The organism is Pseudogracilibacillus sp. SO30301A (assembly GCF_037072025.1).
Taxonomy (GTDB): Bacteria; Bacillota; Bacilli; order Bacillales; family Amphibacillaceae; genus Pseudogracilibacillus.
Genome location: NZ_JAXHDD010000002.1, coordinates 73,880 through 97,499, shown reverse-complemented (window position 1 = coordinate 97,499; position 23,620 = coordinate 73,880). Strand labels below are relative to the sequence as shown.

General features: G+C 34.3%; 25 protein-coding genes. 9 read left to right on the top strand and 16 right to left on the bottom strand.

Going from position 1 to position 23,620, the window contains the following annotated elements; genetic code table 11:
* Positions 1 to 3 precede the first annotated feature (3 nt).
* The 10 genes from SPD89_RS02240 to SPD89_RS02195 form a co-directional block, all read right to left on the bottom strand.
* Complete coding sequence (locus tag SPD89_RS02240) at positions 4 to 471, bottom strand: DUF3237 domain-containing protein (protein WP_336260330.1); 468 nt, start codon at positions 469 to 471, stop codon at positions 4 to 6.
* A complete protein-coding gene (locus SPD89_RS02235; RefSeq protein ID WP_336260329.1) occupies positions 468 to 1,607 on the bottom strand; it encodes a muconate/chloromuconate family cycloisomerase in 1,140 nt (379 codons plus the stop codon). The genes SPD89_RS02240 and SPD89_RS02235 overlap by 4 nt, the downstream gene beginning before the upstream one ends.
* Positions 1,608 to 1,744: 137 nt before the next feature.
* Positions 1,745 to 2,527, bottom strand: a complete 783-nt coding sequence (locus tag SPD89_RS02230) for a dioxygenase family protein (protein WP_336260328.1) — start codon at positions 2,525 to 2,527, stop codon at positions 1,745 to 1,747.
* A 319-nt stretch (positions 2,528 to 2,846) separates the two neighbouring features.
* Positions 2,847 to 3,062, bottom strand: coding sequence for a hypothetical protein (locus SPD89_RS02225; RefSeq protein WP_336260327.1), 216 nt, complete (start codon positions 3,060 to 3,062; stop codon positions 2,847 to 2,849).
* 22 nt (positions 3,063 to 3,084) lie between these two features.
* On the bottom strand, positions 3,085 to 4,632 hold the full coding sequence (locus SPD89_RS02220) for a 4-hydroxyphenylacetate 3-hydroxylase N-terminal domain-containing protein (RefSeq protein WP_336260326.1): 1,548 nt from the start codon (positions 4,630 to 4,632) through the stop codon (positions 3,085 to 3,087).
* A gap of 128 nt (positions 4,633 to 4,760) precedes the next feature.
* Positions 4,761 to 6,569 carry a XylR N-terminal domain-containing protein gene (locus SPD89_RS02215; protein ID WP_336260325.1) on the bottom strand — a complete coding sequence of 603 codons (1,809 nt, stop codon included), beginning with the start codon at positions 6,567 to 6,569 and terminating at the stop codon, positions 4,761 to 4,763.
* Positions 6,570 to 6,612: 43 nt separating this feature from the next.
* Positions 6,613 to 7,074 (bottom strand): flavin reductase family protein, encoded by a 462-nt coding sequence (locus tag SPD89_RS02210; RefSeq protein WP_336260324.1) that lies wholly within the window; start codon positions 7,072 to 7,074, stop codon positions 6,613 to 6,615.
* A gap of 378 nt (positions 7,075 to 7,452) precedes the next feature.
* Positions 7,453 to 7,785, bottom strand: coding sequence for a DUF3870 domain-containing protein (locus SPD89_RS02205; RefSeq protein WP_336260323.1), 333 nt, complete (start codon positions 7,783 to 7,785; stop codon positions 7,453 to 7,455).
* Between the two features lie 32 nt (positions 7,786 to 7,817).
* A complete protein-coding gene (locus SPD89_RS02200; RefSeq protein WP_336260424.1) occupies positions 7,818 to 8,594 on the bottom strand; it encodes a sulfite exporter TauE/SafE family protein in 777 nt (258 codons plus the stop codon).
* A gap of 234 nt (positions 8,595 to 8,828) precedes the next feature.
* Complete coding sequence (locus tag SPD89_RS02195) at positions 8,829 to 10,184, bottom strand: YjiH family protein (protein WP_442961023.1); 1,356 nt, start codon at positions 10,182 to 10,184, stop codon at positions 8,829 to 8,831.
* Between the two features lie 419 nt (positions 10,185 to 10,603).
* Here SPD89_RS02195 and SPD89_RS02190 point away from each other — a divergent pair, with 419 nt between their 5' ends.
* The 7 genes from SPD89_RS02190 (at position 10,604) to SPD89_RS02160 (ending at position 15,914) form a co-directional block, all read left to right on the top strand.
* Entirely contained in the window at positions 10,604 to 11,176 is a 573-nt protein-coding gene (locus SPD89_RS02190; protein WP_336260321.1) for a DeoR family transcriptional regulator, read from the top strand.
* A 30-nt stretch (positions 11,177 to 11,206) separates the two neighbouring features.
* Entirely contained in the window at positions 11,207 to 11,800 is a 594-nt protein-coding gene (locus SPD89_RS02185; protein WP_336260320.1) for an SCO family protein, read from the top strand.
* Between the two features lie 31 nt (positions 11,801 to 11,831).
* The gene (locus tag SPD89_RS02180; protein ID WP_336260319.1) at positions 11,832 to 12,230 is read left to right on the top strand and encodes a FixH family protein; all 399 of its coding nucleotides are present in this window, start codon (positions 11,832 to 11,834) and stop codon (positions 12,228 to 12,230) included.
* Between the two features lie 216 nt (positions 12,231 to 12,446).
* The gene (locus tag SPD89_RS02175) at positions 12,447 to 13,754 is read left to right on the top strand and encodes a right-handed parallel beta-helix repeat-containing protein (protein ID WP_336260318.1); all 1,308 of its coding nucleotides are present in this window, start codon (positions 12,447 to 12,449) and stop codon (positions 13,752 to 13,754) included.
* Positions 13,751 to 14,335 carry a nitrous oxide reductase accessory protein NosL gene (locus SPD89_RS02170; protein ID WP_336260317.1) on the top strand — a complete coding sequence of 195 codons (585 nt, stop codon included), beginning with the start codon at positions 13,751 to 13,753 and terminating at the stop codon, positions 14,333 to 14,335. The genes SPD89_RS02175 and SPD89_RS02170 overlap by 4 nt, the downstream gene beginning before the upstream one ends.
* A gap of 24 nt (positions 14,336 to 14,359) precedes the next feature.
* Complete coding sequence (locus tag SPD89_RS02165) at positions 14,360 to 15,190, top strand: ABC transporter permease (protein WP_336260316.1); 831 nt, start codon at positions 14,360 to 14,362, stop codon at positions 15,188 to 15,190.
* Complete coding sequence (locus SPD89_RS02160; RefSeq protein ID WP_336260314.1) at positions 15,177 to 15,914, top strand: ABC transporter ATP-binding protein; 738 nt, start codon at positions 15,177 to 15,179, stop codon at positions 15,912 to 15,914. The genes SPD89_RS02165 and SPD89_RS02160 overlap by 14 nt, the downstream gene beginning before the upstream one ends.
* Here the strand turns inward: SPD89_RS02160 and SPD89_RS02155 are convergent.
* Complete coding sequence (locus SPD89_RS02155) at positions 15,900 to 16,553, bottom strand: response regulator transcription factor (RefSeq protein WP_336260313.1); 654 nt, start codon at positions 16,551 to 16,553, stop codon at positions 15,900 to 15,902. The two genes, SPD89_RS02160 and SPD89_RS02155, sit on opposite strands and share 15 nt — an antisense overlap.
* Before the next feature lie 5 nt (positions 16,554 to 16,558).
* The gene (locus SPD89_RS02150; RefSeq protein WP_336260312.1) at positions 16,559 to 17,392 is read right to left on the bottom strand and encodes a sensor histidine kinase; all 834 of its coding nucleotides are present in this window, start codon (positions 17,390 to 17,392) and stop codon (positions 16,559 to 16,561) included.
* A gap of 487 nt (positions 17,393 to 17,879) precedes the next feature.
* On the opposite strand from SPD89_RS02150, the gene SPD89_RS02145 reads away from it, so the two are divergent.
* On the top strand, positions 17,880 to 18,005 hold the full coding sequence (locus SPD89_RS02145) for a hypothetical protein (protein WP_336260311.1): 126 nt from the start codon (positions 17,880 to 17,882) through the stop codon (positions 18,003 to 18,005).
* A 141-nt stretch (positions 18,006 to 18,146) separates the two neighbouring features.
* Here SPD89_RS02145 and SPD89_RS02140 read toward each other — a convergent pair whose 3' ends face one another.
* Complete coding sequence (locus SPD89_RS02140) at positions 18,147 to 18,287, bottom strand: hypothetical protein (protein ID WP_336260310.1); 141 nt, start codon at positions 18,285 to 18,287, stop codon at positions 18,147 to 18,149.
* 20 nt (positions 18,288 to 18,307) lie between these two features.
* Entirely contained in the window at positions 18,308 to 18,478 is a 171-nt protein-coding gene (locus SPD89_RS02135; RefSeq protein ID WP_336260309.1) for a hypothetical protein, read from the bottom strand.
* A gap of 165 nt (positions 18,479 to 18,643) precedes the next feature.
* On the opposite strand from SPD89_RS02135, the gene SPD89_RS02130 reads away from it, so the two are divergent.
* Positions 18,644 to 20,458: an FMN-binding glutamate synthase family protein gene (locus SPD89_RS02130; RefSeq protein WP_336260308.1), complete on the top strand. Its 1,815-nt coding sequence runs from the start codon at positions 18,644 to 18,646 to the stop codon at positions 20,456 to 20,458.
* Positions 20,459 to 20,468: 10 nt separating this feature from the next.
* Here SPD89_RS02130 and SPD89_RS02125 read toward each other — a convergent pair whose 3' ends face one another.
* Together SPD89_RS02125 and SPD89_RS02120 are read right to left on the bottom strand one after the other, a co-directional pair.
* Positions 20,469 to 20,828 carry a hypothetical protein gene (locus SPD89_RS02125; RefSeq protein ID WP_336260307.1) on the bottom strand — a complete coding sequence of 120 codons (360 nt, stop codon included), beginning with the start codon at positions 20,826 to 20,828 and terminating at the stop codon, positions 20,469 to 20,471.
* Positions 20,829 to 20,968: 140 nt separating this feature from the next.
* Positions 20,969 to 22,684 carry an ABC transporter ATP-binding protein gene (locus SPD89_RS02120; RefSeq protein ID WP_336260306.1) on the bottom strand — a complete coding sequence of 572 codons (1,716 nt, stop codon included), beginning with the start codon at positions 22,682 to 22,684 and terminating at the stop codon, positions 20,969 to 20,971.
* Positions 22,685 to 23,620: the final 936 nt, after the last annotated feature.

Here is a 23,620-nt window from a genome sequence, read left to right as displayed (position 1 = left end):
TCCTTATTCAACTGTATAAATGGAATAGTTAACTCCATTTGGTAGCCTGATTCCGTTTGAAACGAATATTCTACGGTTTAACCAGTCATACTTTGGAGCGGCTGTTTCAAAAATTGGTGCTGTCCTAAAATAATATTCGTTATTGTCGACCTCTTCCCCAGCATCCAACCGCTCAAGCACCTCTTTGGATCCCGTTCGAATACCTCGATACGTCATTAAAATTAATGCATTATCTTCGGTTTTCAGTAGGATGCGTACATCTTGAATAATCGTCCCGTCATCCTGAACAGTTATCCAATCGTCTCCGCCTGGCATAATATCTGCATTTAATTTTTCTCCTCGTAATTTCCCACCTGTTACTCGGATAATTCTTCTATTTCCAATTGGAGTTTTCCCAGGTAAATGTGCTCCTTCAACAGATAATTCCATATCACATAAAAATGAAAGAGTAGGTGCTTTTAAGTGTCTCATACAATCACTTCTCCTTGTTCTTTCCTTCGATACTTTTCTACCTTTTCTTCATCTATTTCAACACCTAGCCCAGGTTTATCTGGTATATGAATAAAACCATTCTTTATTGTTAATGGTTGTTTTACCGGGTCATCTGCCAACCATCTCGGACCAAATAATTCACTGCCAAAATCTAAATTTGAAATTGTTACGAAGGCATGTAAGCAAGCAGCTGTTCCAATAGAACTTTCAAGTGATGTCCCTCCAAAACAAGATATACCCGCTGCTTCTGCAATACCTGCAATTTTAATCGTGTTTTTCATTCCGCCTGACTTATGAATTTTTAAAGAAAATATATTTGCTGCTTTTTCTTTAGCTAATGTATATGCATCCTCAACAGTACTAAGACTTTCATCTGCCATGATAGGTACCTTTTTCATATCTACAAGCATTGCTGCCCCCTCCATATCATAGGGTGTCAAAGGCTGTTCTAGGAAATCAATCCCAGCTTCAAAAAAATGTTCCATCCATTTTATTGTTGTATTTCTATCCCAGGAACCATTTGGATCAATTCCAATGGAGGATATTCCATTTATTCCTTCCGCTATACGAAGATTTCTTTTCGCATCATCTTCAGGCGGTTCTTTGCCAGACTTTGTTTTAAAATTGACATATTCGTTGTTTACAATACAAGCTTTTGCTTCTTGTATATCTCCTTTATCCTCACCAGTAGCAAGAGCCCAGCGGACAGGAACTCTGTCTTGATATAGAGCCCCTAACAATTGATGCACTGGCACTTTATATAATTTGCCAAGTGCATCGAATAGAGCCATTTCTACTGTTGCCTTTGCAAAAGAATTTGCACGAATTTGCCTATTCATTCGTTGCAATATTCTTTCAATATAAGTAATATCTTCATTGATTAAAAGCGGATGGATGTATTTATCAATAACAAGCTTCATCGTTTCAACACTTTCTCCATTCCACCAGATACCAGGTGTTGTACCCTCTCCTATTCCTACAACTCCATTACTCAATTCAATTTTTATTAATACAAAGCTTTTTTCTAATACCTTCTCCGTCGAAAATTGGTGAGGTCTTTTAATCGGGATATCTAAAAGCTCTGTATAGATCATGTTAATTTTTATCACACTCATCAGTAACCTCCATCTATTGATTTCAACTACAAAAGCTTGCTAAATTGCAAGCTTTAATCTTATTTCTATTAACCTATGAAAAAGGAGCTGTCAACAGAATCATAAATCACTTTTTAGACAGCCCACTTCTACAGTATTTAAGCTTTACGCATTACAAAGTTCAGTGTGGATTCCTTATGTGTGCCTTTATCTTCAAGTTTCGTTAACAGATCGAGACGAACACCATCTGCAACATCTGTCTCAAGCCACTCATCGCCCTCAAAGAATACTTGTGTAATGAGTGTTTCATGTCCTTCTGCTTCAAACATAAAATGTAGATGTGCCGGACGCATCGGATGTTGACCCATATAGTCTAGAAACTCGCCTGTTGGTCCTTGGTCTGGAATTGAATACGGTAATGGAACAATAGTTTTTACTTCAAAGTCTCCATTTTCGTCTGTATAAAAATATCCTCTCATATTATATCGTGGAGCATCTGAATCAAATCCAGAGTATTTTCCAGAGGCATCATTTTGCCACATTTCAACTTTTACATCCTTTAACGGCTTACCATCGACATTACTTACATTTCCTTTAAAATAGAACAGTTCTCCTTGTTCATCAGGTCGTTGCGTTAACTCAAAAGGTTTTCCAGGCTCTCTCTCTATCAAAGGTGATCCTTCGATATAGTAGGGGCCTAAAAGGGATGGTTGCGTACCTGGCTTATCTGTATACATCGCTCTTAATACATGACTCTCGAAGAATACATCAGCAAAAAGAGGAAGCTCGCCTTCTCTCCCTAAGCGATCAGCCCAGTTCACAAAGTTTGTATACTCCTCATGATTTAAATTTGCCTCTTTTAGAAACGATTTCATATGTTTTACAAATAAGTTATAAACCTCTTCTACCCTTGCATTTTTTTGAATTACTTTTTCACTCATTATTAACTCCTCCTAAATTTTTTCCTTTGCTTTTCCTACCTAATAAGGTCTCTGCTTGTATAACTTTTTTATCTTTTATTAGTTCTCTAATTCTCGTTGAAGAGATAACTTCATTGTGCTCTCACAAAACGAAAGGTTGAACGATAACTTTACAATGTTTTGTTAAGAAATTGATATCCCCCTGTTGATTCTTCCCAAACTTAAAATTTGTCCGATTATTACTTTTTTGGAGTGAAGCTGTTTCATCTCGTGAATAAACTCTATCGGAACTCTTAAAGCATATTCTCTAGTAAACCTAGCAACTACGACTTAAACTACTTCATACTGTTTCTTCAACTCTATTTTTTCTTCGATAGTTGGCTCCCGATAGCTGGTCAAATATGCAAACGATGGCGACGGACGGTACCCCCTTCTTTTTGGCAGTATTGACCATTTGTATAACTAAAGATTGGTGTTCAAGATGCATTCCATCAAAAGCAACAATCGTCAAAATAGACGCCGAAAGATTGAGTTCATTTTCTTTACAGATTCTCATCACAGTCACTTCGAACTTATTTCTAGACCATTTGTTCCTTAAAATAATTTACATCATCTGGATTAACCCAAGTATCATTGACCCAACCGTCAATATCGTAATCGGCCATACACTGTTCAGCAAAAGCAATATATTTGTCGGCATTGCCGCTATCTTGAGCTGCACCTAAGTTTTCTAACCTGATATTCTCATGGTTTCCGGAGTAATTTCTTTCATATAGCTCATGACGACCTGCATATTCTGATCCAACAACTTCCCAGAGTAATTTTATTAATTTTATTTTGTCATGGGCGGTAATATCATTTGATCCCCTATATAATCGATCAAGTAACGGTCTTAACTCAGGATTCTTAAAATCTGATGCACTAGAAGGCTGTACAATTAAATTCCCTGCAACTACATTTTGGATAATTCCCTTTATTTGTGGCCAGCCTTCTGACATAAATACTCGATAGGATAAACCAGAGTTTAAATTTGGCAGGAATGTACCATTTGGACCAGGGTCTGGATTCATCGCCATTGAATCACTTAAAGCCCAGAACATATTCCTCCATGCGATAACTTCTCCAACATTTGCTTGTACACCGCGAAACTTATCGGTGCCGTTCGTCTGGACTGCTTTTATTAAAAGCCCAACTACAAAATCCAACTTCACGGATAGTCTAGTAACTCCATGAAAAGTAAAACGATGTAAGAACCCGCTTTCTGGGAAAAAGCTGTTTGCTTTTTCGACATCTTTATAAATAAGAACATTCTCCCATGGGATAAGCACTTTGTCGAAAACGAGTACCGAATCATTTTCATCGAAACGGCTACTTAATGGATAATCAAAAGGACTTCCCATTACTGCTGCCTGCATTTCATATGACTGTCGACAGATAAGTTTAACTCCTGGACTATCCATCGGTGCAATAAACACTAAAGCCATATCTTCAGAACCAACCGGAACGGCACCATAATGGGCAACAAAATTATAGTTTGTAAGAGCAGATCCCGTTGCAACCATTTTTGCACCACTGACAATAATTCCTTCGTCTGTTTCTTCCTCAGCTCGAACAAATACATCCTTAACTGCTTCCATTGGCTTATTACGATCTACTGGTGGATTTATTATTGCATGGTTAAAATACCAATTTTTTTCTTGTGCTTCTTTATACCAGAACCTTGCATTATCTTCATAAGGTGCATAATAGTCCGGATCTGCTCCCAGTGTCCCTAAAAAAGCAGCCTTATAATCTGGCGATCTACCCATTTGGCCATATGTTAATTTAGCCCATTCTGCAATTGCATCTCTCGAATTTACAAGTTCTTCCCGCGTCTGATCATATCTGAAAAACTTATGAGTGTAACCACCATTTCCTGTATCCGTCTCAGTTGTTAATATGTTTTTCGTTTTTTCTTCATGAAGAGCATCATACATACGAGCGATTGATCTAGCAGCATTGCGAAAAGCTGGATGTGTTGTTACATCTTTAACCCGCTCCCCATTAATCCAAATTTCCCGATTATCTTTTAAACTCTCTAAATATTCTTTCCCTGTTATCGGCAGTCTTTTTACTTGGTTCGACAATCAAGTTCCTCCTTTATAATAAAGCGCTTTCATTTATGCTTTTATTATCTACCTAATTTGGGAAATAAGTAACTGCAAAAGTCTATTGTAATTTAAAGTTTTTCTTTCTCTTTTTGTGGTTAACAAGCTTATCCAAAGGTAGCTTGTTCATTTCTTAATGAAATTGCAAAGTGAATTTGAAGAGCTAATTGGCAATTGAAGCGCCCTTCTCCAGTTTTTAGATCAATTCCACAAAAACTTTCTATCCGTTCCATTCGATAACGCAAACCGGCGATAGATAAATGGAGCCGATCAGCAGTTTGTTGCAAATTTCCGTTAAAATCAAGATATGTTTTTAACGTCATCAAATAATCCGATTTATTAAATTCATCATATCTAATGATCTCACCAATTGTTCTTTTATAAAATCCAATTAACTCCTTTTGATCTACTCCTTTTAAAAACATCATGATTGACCCCATGTCTTCATAAGAAGAAATATGACTTTTTGTTGGATTTGTTAACATATTAAATTCGCTGAGAGAACTTGCGTCTTGATAACTTTCCCGTAAAAGCGAGAGATTATTTGCACACCTGCCAATTCCTAAATAAAATTGAGTATTTTGAAATTTTTCTTTTAAATCTTCCAATAAATTATAAGAAAACGACTTTGGATTCTCTGCTTCTTCTTCCGATAAAATTATAATTATATTGTCGTTATTTATAAAATAGTCCTTTCCCCCTAAAAGGTAATTTACTTTTAAATATTGGATTGCTTCTCTTAATTTTGTTTTGGATTTTATTTTGATTGACAGTATACGATTCAACTGGTTTGGATGAAAGTGAAATAGATGTGTAAATTTTTCAAAGTGACTTTGACTGACATTAGTATTGTTTAACATTTCCTCAAAAAAGTTCTCTTTCTTTTTCCATAGAGATTGGGTGATTTTCCATTGATGATACATTTGAACGGTAAAAATACTTAAGGCTCGGTTGATAATCAATTCATCTCGATTTGTCATTTTTTCTTTACTGATTACAACTAATCTTCCTAAATTAACATTATTAGTACGGATGGGAAATGTGCGAATTTCATTTTTCTTTTCTTCTTTATAAACGAATTTATCCGTCCAGTTTGTGTAGCTTTGCTTGTCTGCTTCTTTAACAAAAGCACTCTCAATTATGTTGTTATAATAATCGATTACAATACTCTTATTTAAGATGTTTGCTATAAAACTAGTTGTTTCCTGTATGTCTTTATCTTCTACAAGAAAATTTGTAAGTTGTTGATGGACTTTATCTGATTCAATGATATTTTGATTAATCTCATAAAGTTCTTTTTGGATACGGTTAAGTTCTCTATCAATCGAATCTGCCTTGTAATATTTCATCATTTTATTAGCTTGTGTATCATAAACGTCTAATGTTTTAGCTACAAATCGGCAAATAGGGTCTCCTCTCCCAATACACTGTGACTCATAAGCGATGACATCCTTACCAAATGTTTCTGTCAAATAGCCACTTGCATAGCCAACAAGTGTCCAGCAACCATTATCTTCACTGTGTCCGTAATGGCTAATATGTTCCAATGCTTCATACGAATTTTCCCACGTACCGGTAAAACACAAATAATCTTCATCAAGTTCAATTTTATCCGGATTTGCCGTCACTACTCCAAGCAATGTATGGAGAACTGGACCTGCCAACATCAATTCTTTAATCGAATCCCAATGATACATGGATGCAATCTCCCTACCATCTCTTACACCACAAGCCCAACCATATCGCATCAAAAAACCTTTTGTTCTTTCCATTCCAAGTGTATTGATTAAGTCCCGACGAAATAATCCTAGTGCTTCGGTAGATACTAATGACATTCGCTTATCATTAAAAGAAATTTTACCAATGGTAGGATTCAAATCAATTAAATTCTCAAAAACTAACTGATCTGCCTTCAAAGAAATCCTCCTTTCTTTTGAAGTATCTTTTTTACAAGATTAGTTATTTTGTTACAACCTCAGAAAATTCACCACGGTAATATGCTAAAGGCTTGCCGCCGCTATATTCAAAACTTTTAACTTCGCCTAAAAACAATACATGATCACCCCCATCATAAGTCCTCCAAGGCACACACTCTATATAAGCCAAAGAATCTTTAATTCGATTACCCAACAATCCCTCCTCCCATTCAAAGGGTTCAGTATCCTGCTTATGGCCTGCAAAGTGCATTGCGATATCCTGTTGGTTTTGCTTTAGTATATTTACAATAAAATTATTGTCTTTTAATATGTTTAGCGCTTTCGTTTTTCTATCTACAGAAACTAAAACGAGCATTGGATCAAGTGAAATAGAAGTAAACGAGTTTGCTGTAAATCCATGTGTACCAGCTTCAGTCTCACTTGTAACAATAGTTATACCAGTAGCAAAATGACCCATACAATTTCTAAACTCTTTAATATCCAAAATAAACCCACTCCTTAATTTAATTTACTAAATAGTAGCATGTTACCAATCAGCCAGTAACTACAAAAATAGATAGTTAATTGGACAATTTCTATCAAAAGCAACTAGTCACATTAAAAAAGGAGAATATAAGGTGATTGGAAAAGAAAAAATACTTAGCATTCCAAAAGTAGAAAGGACTAAAAAGACCTTATACTTTCAGAAAAACTAAGTATTTTTAAAATTCAAGAGAAACGGCTACGGTTCTCATATTTAAAAAAACGTTATTTCTGCGTATTTATTGTATTTTTTACATTATAACTATTTGAAATTCATTTGTCAAGAAAATTTGCAATTATCAATAAATTCATTTTAAAAAAAGCTCTACTTTCAAGGTAATTAATCCAAAATTTGTTTCGCTCTTTCTTCATATCTTCTAAACGCCGACCTTATTGCAACAATAATACTATTAGATGAGGGAGCAAAATAGCTTTCTTCAATCTTTTTAAGGATTTTATCTGCACCTTCATCCATATTATGACCAATAACCAACCTGCTGAAATAATTTTTTGCTAGATCAGTAATAAACGTAAATTCTGCATTGATAATCGTTCTACTTTCTCTATCAATTTCAAGAACTACACCAATATACTTAAATACTTCAAACATTGAGGTGTTTTGTGGAGCTTTCGCGTAAGCGGTTACAATAAAACTCCTTAACTCTTTTTTCAAAATTACTCCTCCTTTTTCAACTAATATTTGTTTTAATAGAAAAAATACCTAACAATATTATATATGTTAACTGAAATAATCGCGATAATACCAACCTTAAATATCTTCTCAACGAACTGGTTGTTCACTTTCTTTGAAAACAAACTCCCCAAAAATCCACCTAACATTCCACCTACAATCATGTATGGAAGCATTGTTAAATCAAGATCACTAAAACCAGTTGTAAATGTTGTAAATAGAAGCGATGACAATTGGGAAAAGAAAATAATAAAGATGGAGTTCAGTGCTGCTTCTCTGGCTCCCATTGAAAAAAACAACGCTAAAATTGCCACGTTAAAAGGACCTCCACCAATTCCTAAAAAAGCGGCAATCATTCCTAAAATAAACCCAATTACTAAAATGAGACATTGACTGTCAACTTTATACGAAGTTTTTTCCTTATTTTTCACGAGAATAAAAATTACGACCATTAATATTGCAATGATCCCATCTTGAAAAACGGTAATAACATCCGAGATACCAATAATACGTACAATATAATTAAATAGTAGTTTACCGATCACACCGCCAGTAATTGACCCAATTGCTATTAGGAAGCTCGACTTTAAATGGATTTTAACATCTGACTTAATTGAAGTTAACAAGGAAACACAAGCCATGGAAAACACAGTTGCAGCAGATAAAATACCGATAGTTGTTACTTCATAATGACCAAAAAAGTCTAGAACCGGCTTAATAATAATTCCACCACCGAGTCCTGCCAGCGCTCCAAATATCGATGCCAATAAGCCAATGAAAAAGTATAAAATTGCGATGATGGGCTACTCCTTTCACTAAAGGGAATGATGGAATTTTTTAAAGATTATTACCAAATTTACTCTATAATACGAAAAGCCTTAAATCAATTTTAGAAAACTAGGGTGTTCGCAAAGCCTAATAGCGAATGCCCAGTTGCACTTATACAGGATAAGAAAGTTTTCTTTCTTATCTGCCAATGAAAAACAAGAGAAAAACTCTTAATAGTTTTCTCTTGTAGCTGTCTTTTAGAATATAATATGCGCCATCAAAGCTATAATCGGCAATGTAATTAAAGTACGTAAAATAAAAATGATTATTAAGTCTTTCATATTTAATGGTAGTTTTGAACCTAATAATAATGCACCTACTTCGGACATATAAATCAATTGGGTAACCGATAAACAACCAATAACAAAACGTGTCATTTCACTTTCGATTCCACTAGCAAGTATCGCTGGTAAAAACATATCTGCAAACCCAACAACAACTGTCTGAGCTGCAGCTGTAGCTTCTGGAATTTGTAATAAATGTAAAAGCGGAATAAATGGAGCACCAAGCCATGCGAATATTGGCGTAAATTCTGCAATAATTGTCGCAATAGTTCCTATCGCCATAACTACCGGCACTACTTCTAGCCACATCGTTAAAACATTTTGTGTTCCACTTGTTAAGACTGGAACAAATCTTGTCGTTTTTGCCCGTTCTGCGGCTTTTTCCATTCCCCTTTTAAATAAGGAAACATTAGTTGGTATTACTTCTTCCTCATGGGGTTTAGCATGTTCATAAAAGGTATCTGCCTTTTTAGATAATGGTGGAATTCGCGGCATAATGATGGCAGCTGCAAGTCCAGCAATAATAATCGTTCCATAATATGGGATAAACATATTGGCTAAATCGAGTTTTAATAAAACGACGATCGTAAAATCAATTGATACAAGGGAAAATGTTGTCCCGATCACAGCGGCTTCCCGCTTCGTATAATAACCTTCTTCATATTGTTTGTTCGTTAACATGACTCCAATTGTTCCATCACCTAACCAGGAGACAAGGCTATCAATAGATGATCGTCCCGGTAACGTAAAAATAGGGCGCATTACTTTTTTCATAATTGTCCCAAACAATTCTAATAGACCAAAATCGAGCAATAAAGGTAAAACATATCCAGCAAAAAAGAAAATTGCCACTAGTGTTGTTAATAATCCAAATAAGATATTTCCGCCTGTATCGTTTGACCATATCCATTCGGGTCCCCATTGAAACAGAGAAAATAACCCAAATATAGTCGCCAGTCCTCTCGTCGTTAAAGCAATTGAACCAACAAAAAATACCGCTCTAAGAAAACTATTTTGTAAAACAAAAGCAGGTTGAATAATTCTTGTAAGCACAGCACCAAAAAATGATATACAAATGAGAGAAACTGCAATAGTCGGCATTGCAGCACCTAAATGTTTTTCAATAAAGTCCGTCCATAAAGCAACGACTAAAGTTATTTCGCCATTTATCGATAAAGGAGTTGTTAATAAAAATACTCCTAATAGAGATGGAATAATAAATTTCAAATAATCTGTTATTGTATAAGTTCTATCCTTCACTTGATTCAACTCCTAAAAATTCAAAGGAAAAATAATTATTCATAAAACATAATAATTATTCAACCAACGTAAAATAATATCATTTTTAATGAGAAATTTCAAATCCTATTTTAGTGCGTGTTCAAAAAGGATAAAAAGGACCAAGAAGTCCGAGGCGGCGCAGTTTCGAGCAGCAGAATGTATGCATTTAGATACATGAGTAGCGGAGAAACAAGCATTCGTGCGAAATTCGCAGTGTCATTTTTACCGGACTTTTTGAACATCCTCTTTTATTCATTTCTAAATAAATGCACGCATTCCATAATAATAACTGTCACACTTTTTTCACAGATAATTCACGCTTACTTTGAGAAGTATTTGTGAAAATATGTTAATGTATGTGTTAAGTTGTTATTGTCTAAGCTACTTTCACGAGGGGAGGAGTATGCATGCTACCTATAGAGCGTCTCCACCGAATAAGAGAAATTATTCAAATAAAGAAAAATGTTAAAATAACAGATTTAAGTAAAGAACTTGGAGTATCAGAAATGACGATTCACCGTGACTTAAAAACGCTAGTAGAAGAGGGAATAGTTATTAAAACTTTCGGAGGAGTTTCTTTAGCAAAGTCAATCCACTCTCAAGCTAATGACATGTGTGTATATTGCAGCCGACCCACTCAAGAAAAAATTGCTTACAGGTTAATTTTGTCTAATGATAAAATGGAAGTTGCATGTTGTGCTCACTGTGGACTATTACGCCATAAACAGATTGAACAAGAAGTAATTCAAGCAATTTGTGCCGATTTCCTCAAGCAAACAACGATTAGTGCACATTTAGCCTTTTTCGTTATGGATACATCGATAGACATTGGATGCTGCCAACCCCAAGTCATAACTTTTGAATGGAAGGAACATGCTGAAAAGTTTGTAAAAGGATTTGGTGGACATATTTACACTTTTGAGGAAGCAAAAGAGGTTATCTTTCAAAAAATGAAAGGGGCTCCTCATTGCCATGAATAGACTTTTTGATTGTTTACGAGGAGGAATGACATGAAGAAATGGCATTTGTTAATTGGAATGGCAATAATCATACAGTTTTTGAATGCTTGTAATAAACCTCCAATTGACACAAATATGTCAGAAAACGTTGCTGATTTTTCTTTCACAACTCAAGATAATGAAACACTAAGTTTAGATGACTTACATGGAGAGTGGTGGATCGCAGACTTCATTTTCACAAATTGTGAAACAGTCTGTTTACCAATGACAAGTAATCTATCCAAATTACAACAAGAACTGGAAGAGCAAGATGTAAGTATACAATTTGTTTCTTTCAGTGTTGATCCAGATTTCGATACTCCTGAAGTTTTAAAAGAATATGGGGAACAATATGATGCAAATTTTAATACATGGAGCTTTTTAACAGGATATGATATGAAAACTATTAAAGAGTTATCCATTAAATCATTTCGTGCATTTTTAAAAGAGCCAGAATATGGGGATGATCAAGTAATGCACGATACCCGCTTCTTCTTAGTAAATCCAGAAGGGGAAGTTATCAAAGGGTATGATGGAATTAAAGCGGAGAGTATTGATGAAATTTTAACCGATATTAATAAGCTCGAAAAGAAAGGACTTTTATAAGTTATAAAATTATATCATAGGAGTGTTTTACATGAAAAGATTCACTTTTTTAATCTTCACTGTTTTGGTGCTTACCATTCTAACTGCATGTGGGGGAAACAAGGAAGAAACGGATGAAGTACTTCCACTCGAGGTCGATTTTATTGTACCTGAGTCAATAGAGGTTGGGGAGACAGTAGAACTAAAAGCAGAGGTTATGTACGGGGACGATATAGAAACAGATGCAGAAGTTAACTTTGAAGTTTGGGAATCTGGCGATGAAGATAACAGTGATATGCTCGAAGCTGAAAATAATGGTGATGGAACATATACTGCAGAATATACATTTGAACATGAAGGAGTATTTGAAATGTATGCACATACAGATGCTCAACATCTGCACACAATGCCTAAAAAAGAAGTTACAGTTGGAGAAGGCGGAGAACAATAAAATTTAATTAATCAATAGAGGGTAAAGCGATAACCAAATTAGGTTTTCGCTTTTTTTATTACATAAGTCGTTTGTTAAAACTTAACAAAGTTCACCATAACGTCACAGTTCGTTACTAAATATGACTTTTTTATAGCTCTTAAGAGTCATATGGAAAAAAACATCACGTGATATTCTTATATGTAAGCTGATCATACACGTTCGAGAAAGGGGGAGATGTACATTCGAGGGGTTCCCATTATTTTATGTTATAGTTTGTTATTGTTCTTTGTATTTCCAATCAGTTTTAAAGCTGAGGCTACAACCATTCAGCAACAAATTAATGAAGCAAATCCTGGTGACAAGATTCAATTAGATGCAGGAATTTATATAGAAAATATTACTATTGATAAACCGATACATCTTATTGGGGAAAAAGGCGTCATCATACAAAATAACTCACAACAACCAATAATTTCAATCCAGGCTAGCAACATCGTCTTGGAGAACATAACTTTACAATATCAAACTATCGAAAATGATTCACCAGCAATTTTAATCCAAGGAACAGATAGTGCATTGAAAAATCTGCAGATTGATACAAACAGTTATGGTATTCGATTAGATCAAGCAGATAACAATGAATTATCTGAAATAACGATCAATGGGAAAAAGGAGATACCGTTACCTAACCGTCAGCATGGGATTGATGTCTGGAAATCAGATAATAATTCCATTCATAACACCCATATCACAGATGTTCAGGATGGTATTTATATTGAAAGTAGTAATCAAACATCAATTTACAATAATTATGTATCACATTCACGATATGGATACCACTTGATGTTTACAGAAAACACATCGTTGGAACAAAATGAGTCGTATGAAAATATTAGTGGCATGATGGTTATGGGAACAAATGGGACAAAAGTCAATAGTAACATCATTAAATACAATCAAACGAATGTTCAATCCTTAGGGCTGTATTTATTCGATGTTAACAATGCAACTATTACTCAAAATGAAATAGCGCATAATCGTATTGGAATATTCATTGAAGACTCCAATCATAACTACTTATCATCTAATAATATACAGAGTAATTTTATTGGCATTCAATTTAAACGAGCAGAAAACAATACGATCACCCGCAATGCTTTTACAGCGAATGTCGTTCAAGGACAAGCTGAAGAAAGCGCTAATAATAATACGAATCAAAATTATTGGGGAGACCATTTTGGATTAGATGCAACTGGTGACAAAATTAGTAATTTGACCTATGAGATTGATCCATTTTACCTTCACTTAACAAATGAATATCCACCTTATCGTTTATTATTTTATTCACCTGGCATGTTATTTCTCGAACAATTATTACACACACCTGTTGATGAGCGTCTGGTCGATTTATCTCCACTGATGGAAAACCCTTTAGCCGTAGCTTCAACAGGTACGGGGAATCAAGAAGCAGTTTTATTATGTAGTTCAATTTTATTAGGTATGAGTATAACGATTATTTTAATGGGGGCAAGAAAACAATGAAAAAATGTAACTTTATGTTTATCGTTTTGGCAATCTTCACCATTGTTTTAGCAGCATGTGGAAAGGAAACAAATAATAATACTACGAAGAACTCGGATGACGCAAATGCCGATATAACAGAAACGGAAGAGTTAGCATACGAACCGGAAGACATTCATGATACAGACGTTTGTGAAGTATGTGCAATGGCAGTTCCACAGAATGAACATGCAACTCAAATTATTTTAACGAATGACAAAGCTTTAAAATTTGATGATTTAGGCTGTCTATATCAGTGGAAAGAAGAGAATGGAGAAGATGATATTGGAGCTGAATTTGTCCGTGATTTCAACACTGAAGAATGGATACAGCTAAAAGAAGCCACATTTGTCTATGATGAGGAAATTGTAACCCCAATGGCGTATGGTGTCATTTCATTTAAGGAAAAAGCAGATGCAGAAGCTTTTAACGAGGATGAAGGAATAGGTGAAATTTTAGATGCAGATGCTCTTGCTAATCACCAATGGAAAATGAATAAAGAATCGATGGATCATGGGGAACACGAAGATCATGAAGACCATGATGAACACACGGAGGAATAATACTAAGTAAGGAATGATGTGACGTTGCGTAGCTTAACCGTAGCTCAAAGGGAAATTAAATTAGGTTTTAGAAACTCTTGGACCTATTCATTTTTAATTTTGTTATCTATATTTACCATTGGTATATTACTGTTACATTCCGGTGTCGCAACGTCTTTAATGTACACAGATATGACTGGAACGGTAATAAATATGATTTTATATTTATTACCGCTCATTACCCTCTTGTTAGGCGGTTTTTCCGTAGCAGTAGAAAAAGAGGATGGGCACTGGGAATTGCTTTCCACTTATCCACTATCTACCTATAGTTTTTTATGGGGAAAATGGATTGGACTTGCGGTCATTTTATTAACAATGCTCTTTTTCAGTTTCGGACTCGCTGGTATCATTACAGTAATATTTAACCAAGCCCTTAGACTTTCAAGCCTACTATTCTTTTGGATATTTTCTGCTATATTAGCACTTGTTTATTTAAGTATCGCTTTATTAATCGGCTCATTTGCAAAAAATCGTTGGCAAACACTTATCATTGGTATCGGTGTATGGTTTATAACGATTATTATCTGGCCGTTATTAATTATTGGAACCCTGAGCCATTTGCCATCCTATAAACTTATCCAACCAACATTACAAGTGCTGACAATTTTTAATCCAGCTGAGTTTGTACGTGTTTTTTCGATTATGAGGTTAGGAGCAGGCTCTGCATTTGGTGCTGATTATGATATGTGGATCACTTGGGCAACGAGTGACTATGGATTAGTTATTTTCTTTAGCATTTTTATTTGCTGGATTCTTGCAGCAGTTTTTATTGGTGGATTTATTTGGAATAGGGGAGATAAACTTGAAGCAAAATGATGTTGCAATTGCACTTAATAATCTTTCAAAAAGTGTACGGAAAAAACAATTACTTGCACCTTTGACTTATCAATTAACAAAGGGAAAAATCCTTGCATTATGTGGAGGTAACGGTGCTGGAAAAAGTACGTTAATCCGATTAATTATTGGTCTAGTTAAACCAACGACTGGTACGGTAACGATTAATGGACTAAAGCAACATAAACATAAAAAACACTTTTCAAATGAACTCGGTTATATGCCTGATGACTTTCGATTCCAAAAATCGATTACTGCAAAAGAAACGATTCGCTTCTATGCAAAACTGAAAAACATAAATGATGTAAGGACAAGTGAAATGTTAGAAACAGTCGGCTTACTCGATAAACAAAAAGAAAAAGTAGGTACGTTTTCAAAAGGGATGAAACAACGGCTCTTACTCGCTCAAGCGCTTTTAGCTCATCCAAAAATTTTAATGTTAGATGAGCCGACTAATGGATTAGACCCATACTGGATAAATGAATTTTCTAATCTTATGGTAGAAGCTAAAGAGGCCGGACAAACAATTGTTTTTGCTACCCATGACCTTCATGTCGCAGAGAAAATTGCCGATGAAGTGATATTTTTAAGTAATGGTGAAGTCATTAGTAATGGGTCTATCCATGATTACAGTGATCTTGGTTTATATGAAACATTTCAGCGACTCTATTTTAATGCAATAGAAGAAAATCTAAGAGTCCCTTAAGTAGCCGTGTTCATAAGCATATTTGGCTAATTGTACACGGTTATTTAGGTGTAATTTTTGGAATAAATTTTTCAAATGATTTTTAACCGTATACTCCGAAATTTCTAATCGAAACGATATTTCTTTGTTGGTCAACCCATTAGCAACCAATGTTAGTATCTCTCGTTCACGTGTTGATAGGCTATCTCTTTTATTCTCTGCTATCAAATGGTGGTTGGAAAACTCTTGTAATATCTGTTTTGCAATCGGCTTATCTATCTGAACATCATCATTCATGATCGCTTTTAAATAAGGAATCCACGAATCATGCTCCACGTGTTTTAGTAAATATCCTTGTGCACCGTTCTTTATCGACTCAAACAAATCAACAATATCATCGGAAACTGTCACCATGACAATTTTTACATATGGATATTTACTTTTTATTAATCTAGTTGCTTCCATTCCGTTAAGATCGGGTAAATTAATATCCATTAAAATTAAATCCGGCATTAACGCTTCGGTTTGTTCTACTGCTTCTTTTCCAGTCGTTGCCTCTCCTACAATATTGAATGTTTTTTCTTCATTCAATATGTCCTTCATTCCTTCTCTTGCCATTGGATGATCATCCACAATCATTATTCTAACGTGGCTTTCCATTTATATCAGGCTCCTTTATTTGGCATAAAAGTTAGGATCGTCATTGCTTCTTTTCGTTTTATTTTTAATTGCCAATTTATTTTAGCACAACGTTCCTGCATCATTTTAATACCGTAGTGGTCTTCCTTAAGAACTTTTTCTACATTAAAACCAATTCCATCATCTTTAATTTTGATATAACGCTCTTTGTCAGTTATCTTTATTTCGATCATAACCTTAGTAGCCTTCGCATGTTTTTGAACATTAACAAGAGATTCACCAATACAGGCTACTAATTCCGTCTTTTCTTTATTTGATATTTTTTCATTATTTATTTCGTATAATGTATTCACTTCCATATTTGATTCATTTTCAAGTTTTTTAATATGTTTATTTAATAATTCTTCACAAAGTAAATCATGTTTACTAGGAGGCTTTCTTAAATTCTCCAATCCAGACCGTACATAATGATGAATATCGATAATACTTTTATTTAATGATGTTAACTTAGGTTTATCAACTTCAGACACATCAAGTTTTTCGAGTTGCTTTACTTTAACGGATAATAAAAATAAAGATTGTGCCATCCCATCATGGAGATCATGTGCTATTCGTTCTCTTTCTTCCAAAACTGCTTTTTCCGCACGTTCCGTTCTTAATTGTTCCTGCATTCGCTCTAATTTTGTAAAAAAACGTGTTAATAGCGTTAATGTAACAAAAAGTACGATAAATGGTGTTAACCAGTTCCCTAAATCCATCGATATATATGGCAGTAAATATTCATGCCTTACATATTCCCACAAACCTACTGTTACAGTTGGAATTAAAAGGATAAACCACTTTAACTGTTTATATGTCAATGTATTTTCTCTCCAAATAGATATTTTAGGTTACGTAGATCCTTTCTTTATTACACCGTATAGTGAAATTAATTTCAATCTATTTACAGCAGAAAATGTTGAAATATGAAATAATTAAATGCTCGACTACTTTGCGGAGGAATAGCGGGACTATAGGATTATTTTTCCTGTAACAATTAGTAATGATTTTTAAAAAATTTGTATAATTTCTGTTATTGTATCGATTTTTATTTTCGCTATAGTAGAGTACAAGCAGAGAGGTCACTGCGAATATTAACAAGATTATTTGTAGATAAAAAACAGGCCTTTTATTGATGAATCTATTGAAGGGAGGGAGCAATACATTTTGTAATTTGTAAAAAGCTATTCCCATTTAGCTTGTAGAAATGTTTAATTTAAAAATTATCACCAAGAGGGAGTTTTATTATTCCAGTGCGTGTTCAAAACTCTCATGTCTTATTAGACACCGCTATGAATGAAAATGGGGGTGTGGCGAACTGATCAAGGTCAAGACAGTGATGAAAACGCAGATGAAGACGAAAGCGCCGACGAAGACGCAGATAACGAACAGCTCTTCCAACGTATCCCAAAGACGAAAAGTAGTTACTTATAAAACTGTAAAATCGTGAACTCTTACTCAGCGCTCTAACCTAAAAAGTACACAAAAGACTCTCTACATTTTGGGGTAGAGAGTCTTTTTATGTTCTATTATTTTTCATGTTCATATTCGATGATTGCTTCCAGATGCTGACTATTACCTTGATGTTTCAACCAGATTTCCGACTAGCTTTTCTCCATCATATCCATACGCTTCTCTTATTATCTCCCATTGAGCATATGGATCAAATTTTATTGTAAAATATGGATCCTCCGAATACTTATACTCAATTTTCATATCAAAACTACCATCTGGATTTACGCTCGTTTCGCCTGTTGAACCCCATCTGTCTGAATACCACCACTTATTATACTACCTTTAAGTAAATTTGTTCGACCTTTTAAATAAAAGTACTCTCCATCCTCGGTAATTTTGTCTACTTCAAACCAAACCCGTAAATCTCCATTATCATTCGGTAATAAAAACAAAAAGAGTTTAATAGTTTGGAATTATTTTATTAAGCCAAATAAGGTAAACTTTATTAATCTGTTTAATCTAAAAAAAGCATTAGTCTTATACTTTTATTAGATAAAGGGCGAATATCTACATAAGAAACTTTAAGATAAATAAAATGGTGTTATGATGGAGATGAGGTGGTTAAACTGTCAATATTCATGTCGATATTCAAAATGTTACCCTTAATTCTCTTTTATGGACTAATAATTCTTCTAATCTATTTTTTTATTAAAGATAAGTATCAAAATCAACACTCGATTTTAAAAACCCATCCTGTTTTAGGAAGGCTTCGATATATCTTTGAAATGGTCGGTCCAGAGTTTAGACAGTATTGGTTCTTAAATGATAAAGAAGGAAGACCAGTTGACCGAGATACACAAGAAACGATTGCAAAAGCGGGAAAATATGCAAATACAGTTATTGGTTTTGGTTCTAAAAAAGATTTTTCAAAAACAAGTTTCTACTTAACGAATTCTATGTTTCCATTAAACGTAGACGAATTAAGTATAGATAATAAAAAGCTCTACAAATCGTATACGTATCAAATACTAAATGAGTCTGTAACAAGTCGAAAAGAGAAAAGAAACCAAGTGGAACTCAAGCCATGGCATTTAACAGATGAAAATCAGATTGTCATTGGAAAAGATAGAAAGCACCCTTTTCATGTTAAAGGCCTAATCGGCGTTTCAGCAATGAGTTATGGTGCCTTATCCAAAAGCGCTGTTAAAGCACTAGCTCAAGGAGTTGCAATAAGTGGCGGAAGTTATATGAACACTGGTGAAGGTGGCATCTCACCATATCATCTATCCCGTGTATATGATGTGATTGATAAAGAGCAAGAATTAAGGGATCGTTTAAGTGAAAAAATAGTTGATTTTCTTGATGAAAATCCTAATAGTTCAAATTTTGATTTAGAAGAACGTTTCGGAAAAGGTGTCATGTTTCATATTGATCAACTAGTTGAACAAGGTGTTCTAGAACAAAAAACAGCTAATTTAATTTTTCAAATTGGCTCAGGACTATTCGGTGCACGTAAAAATGGTGTATATCATGAAGAAACATTTTTAAAAAACGCATTACGCCCTGAAGTAAAAGCTATTGAACTGAAGTTAGCACAAGGTGCAAAAGTTCGCGGTGGAAAATTACCGAAAGAAAAAATCACTCCTGAAATTGCGAAAATTAGAGGCGTTGAAATGGGAAAAGATGTTGAAAGCCCAAACCGTTTTCCGTTATTCTCTGGTATGGAGGGACTGTTTGATTGGGTAACCCATTGGCAAGAAATTACCGGTAAGCCTGTTGGCATAAAAGTTGTGGCAGGTGATAACAACTCATTTGAAGATTTAGCACACTACATGAAAGAAACCGGTAAGCACCCTGACTTTATTGCCATTGACGGAGCGGAAGGCGGAACAGGTGCAACATATCAAGAAATGGCTGATAGCCTCGGTCTACCAATCTATTCCGGAATCCATATTTTAGACCAAACACTCAGGAAATATGGCGTTCGAGATCAAGTAAAAATTTTTGCATCAGGTATGCTCGCAACTGCTGATAAAATGGCAATTGCTTTATCGCTTGGAGCAGACCTAATTTATATAGCAAGAGCAGCTATGAATACAGTTGGCTGTATTAACGCGGGAAAATGTCATACAAACCTTTGCCCTGTAGGGATCACTTCCCACTTACCACATTTAGAAGCAGGTGTTGTTGTACAAGAAAAACGGTTCCGAACAGCTAACTACTTAAAGACAATGCGTGAAGGACTATTTATGTTAGGCGCCTCTTGTGGAATTGACTCACCATCGAAGTTCAGTCAACGACACATTGCAATAAGAGAGTCAAATAATAACGTGAATAAAGTAGAAGAATTTGTCAGTCCAGCTGTACGTATTAAAGCAGTTAAGGAATTAAGTAGACAAACAGAGGAAAAGAAAGAATTAATTGGGAGTTAAAAGAGTCCGTTTACGAAGCGGACTCTTTTTTACTTGAAGGAAAATTTGATGGAAACTTTCCTTTTGATATTTTCATAGAGCCTTTATATAATAACCTAAATACAATTAGAATGAATAGTAACCGAACAACAATTTCTATTATTAACTTTAACCATCCATCTGATAAGGTTATCATAATATCATTTAAGGTGAAGCTCAACAGTGAAACTGCTGGAATAATCACGATCGCATGGACTAATGCAATTCCATATATTTGTCTTTTTTTAAGAACTTTTATTTTATCATTACCTGCAAACATGAAAATAAATAAAAGTAATAATAAAAGTATTATTAGATAAATATCAAAATCTACCGTAAGGTCTTTAAACAAAAAGATAGTTATGACACCAATATGATAGATTTCCCGCCTATCCTTACTAATTTATTTCACACTCCTTTAAACATCTGTGTTTGTAGCGTTCGTGGTATTTCATAATTTCGTTCTCTATATTGACGTATTCTAAAACAAAACTACCTTAGCTGAATCTCGTGAAGATGGGCAAATATACCGCCTTGATCAATTAATTCTTCATGACTTCCTTCTTCTTTGATCCCATCTTTTGTAACAACCATAATTCTATCAGCGTGTTTAATTGTCGCTAACCGGTGGGCTATAATTAATGTTGTCCGATTTTTCGACAAATTCATTAATGCTTCTTGAATAATCGCCTCAGTTTCTGTATCAAGTGCAGACGTCGCTTCATCCAAAATTAAAATAGAAGGATCTTTTAAAAACATGCGCGCGATTGCAATCCGCTGTTTTTGACCTCCTGATAACTTTAAGCCGCGTTCTCCGACTTGGGTTTCATAGCCATTTGGTAGTTCAGCAATAAATTCTTCCATATGTGCCAGTTTTGCTGCATCTTCAATTTCTTCATCTGTCGCATCTAATTTTCCATAAGCAATATTTTCACGCAGCGTTCCAGTAAATAAGAAAACATCTTGTTGAACAATACCAATTTGTTTCCGAAGTGATCGCATCGTCATATCTCTAATATCTATTCCATCGATTGTTATGGCGCCTTTTTGTACGTCATAAAATCTAGGAAGTAGTGAACAAATCGTTGTTTTACCTGCACCTGAAGGACCAACAAATGCAATTGTCTCGCCTGCGTTAATATCAAAACTCATTTCCTTAAGCACTGGTTCTTGTGACTTATCATACGTAAACGTCACATCTCTAAACGAAATATCCCCCTTTAAATGAGCAACATTTTTCGCTCCTTTTCTGTCTTTTACATCAGGATTTATCTCCAGTAAATCAATAAAACGGCGAAATCCCGCCATTCCTTTTGGATATAATTCAAGTAATGCACTTATTTTTTCAATCGGCTTAAATAGAACATTTACGTATAAGACAAAGGCGACGAGTTCTCCATACGTTAACTTATTATTAAAGCTTAACCACGCACCAACAATTAAAACAACTAGTGTAATAAATCGCATTAACATATAAATATTGGAATGAACGAACGCCATAACTTTATATGCGCCCAATTTTGACTTACGAAATAATTGATTATTTTCGTTAAAACGAGCCATTTCATACTTTTCATTTGTAAAAGATTGCACAACGCGTGCTCCAGAAACTGCATCTTCAATTCGAGCATTAACCCCAGCTATATCTTCATACATCGACCGCCAAGCTTTACTCATTTTAATATTGCTGTACGTCATGAAAAAGATGAGGATTGGAACGATAAATAAAATAATTAGTGCAAGCTGTACATTGATCGTAATCATTATCCAAAAAGCACCAATAAACGTCATAACAGCAATAAATAAATCTTCTGGTCCATGGTGAGCAAGCTCGCCAATTTCGAACAAATCATTTGTGATTCGACTCATAATATGACCGGTTTTTGTATTGTCAAAAAAACGAAATGATTGTTTCTGTACATGGTGAAAAAGGTCTTCTCGCATATCTGTTTCTATATTAAGACCTAGCTTATGCCCCCAATAGGTAACAATATATTGTAGGAATGTACTTATTAAATAAATGAAAAACAACCCGATACTTATCTTCACAATAAGATCCCAATTATTACCCGGTAATAAATCATCGATAAACCATTGAACTGCCACGGGAAAAGCAAGTTCCAAAATAGCTACAATAACAGCACTTGTAAAATCTATAATAAATAACCGTTTATGCGGTTTATAATAAGAGAAAAAACGCCGAATCATTGTGACACCCCTTTTTCAAACTGCTCTCTTGATTATAGTTAGTAAAGGAAGGAATAGCAAAGAATTTTTATTAAATCATGGATTGTGATATTGTGTATTTTTCTGAATTAAGGTTATAATGCAGACAAATATATAAGTAATGGGAAGAACCCAAAAAGATTACGTGAGAAATGCGTGACTTTTCAAGTTCTTTTTTTGAGAAGAGATAAATTAATGAAAAAAATTTACTTGCTATTATGTTAATTCTCACTTTACTTGTTGCTGAAAAAAAGAAAAACCTACCAAACTTTTTAAGTTAGTAGGTATTTTGTAATTAAAAGCTTTAACACTTACTTTTTTTAGTAGTTAATCTATTAACCTCTAATTTAAAGTGAAATTAGTTCTCCAAGTCCAATCATCATAAGAAAGTGCTGTTCCTGATACACTTATACTCCCAATCCCAACACTAAGTGAAAGGTTATTTGGTGTATGAGGGTGAAGATATTTAGCAGATACAGTTAGTTGCTCTCCTGGCTTAAGCTGGCTTTTACAAATTTTTTATTTACCTTCAATTCAACAGAATTAATGAATACAATATCTATCAATCTACAAAAGTTAGGGCTTAAAAAGAAAATAATACGCATTTATAAGTGTGTTTTTTGTTTTGTAGAAAAAAAGAGGAGTTTGACAATTAATTCAAAAAGTCTATCTATAAGTCTGAAATAATGGAGGATAACAAAAAAATCTCTTATATCTAAAGTATCTAAAGAAGTTGCTGAAATCCAAAAAGAAAATCTAAAACTGAAACAAGAGAAAATTACTAATATTAACTTATTCTTAGGAATATAGCTCACATTTATACTAACTAAATTTTACTAATAGAATCAAAATCTCTCATTTTTTCTATATCTAGTAAAGTGTGATAAAATTTATTTAATCTTAAAACTTTTGGGGAGA

Bases quoted from the DNA above. Each gene is read 5' to 3' on its own strand.
- SPD89_RS02240 (WP_336260330.1), bottom strand. From the start codon at position 471: ATGAGACACTTAAAAGCACCTACTCTTTCATTTTTATGTGATATGGAA.
- SPD89_RS02235 (WP_336260329.1), bottom strand. From the start codon at position 1,607: ATGAGTGTGATAAAAATTAACATGATCTATACAGAGCTTTTAGATATC.
- SPD89_RS02230 (WP_336260328.1), bottom strand. From the start codon at position 2,527: ATGAGTGAAAAAGTAATTCAAAAAAATGCAAGGGTAGAAGAGGTTTAT.
- SPD89_RS02225 (WP_336260327.1), bottom strand. From the start codon at position 3,062: ATGAGAATCTGTAAAGAAAATGAACTCAATCTTTCGGCGTCTATTTTG.
- SPD89_RS02190 (WP_336260321.1), top strand. From the start codon at position 10,604: ATGCTACCTATAGAGCGTCTCCACCGAATAAGAGAAATTATTCAAATA.
- SPD89_RS02185 (WP_336260320.1), top strand. From the start codon at position 11,207: ATGAAGAAATGGCATTTGTTAATTGGAATGGCAATAATCATACAGTTT.
- SPD89_RS02180 (WP_336260319.1), top strand. From the start codon at position 11,832: ATGAAAAGATTCACTTTTTTAATCTTCACTGTTTTGGTGCTTACCATT.
- SPD89_RS02175 (WP_336260318.1), top strand. From the start codon at position 12,447: ATGTACATTCGAGGGGTTCCCATTATTTTATGTTATAGTTTGTTATTG.
- SPD89_RS02170 (WP_336260317.1), top strand. From the start codon at position 13,751: ATGAAAAAATGTAACTTTATGTTTATCGTTTTGGCAATCTTCACCATT.
- SPD89_RS02155 (WP_336260313.1), bottom strand. From the start codon at position 16,553: ATGGAAAGCCACGTTAGAATAATGATTGTGGATGATCATCCAATGGCA.
- SPD89_RS02140 (WP_336260310.1), bottom strand. From the start codon at position 18,287: ATGAAAATTGAGTATAAGTATTCGGAGGATCCATATTTTACAATAAAA.
- SPD89_RS02120 (WP_336260306.1), bottom strand. From the start codon at position 22,684: ATGATTCGGCGTTTTTTCTCTTATTATAAACCGCATAAACGGTTATTT.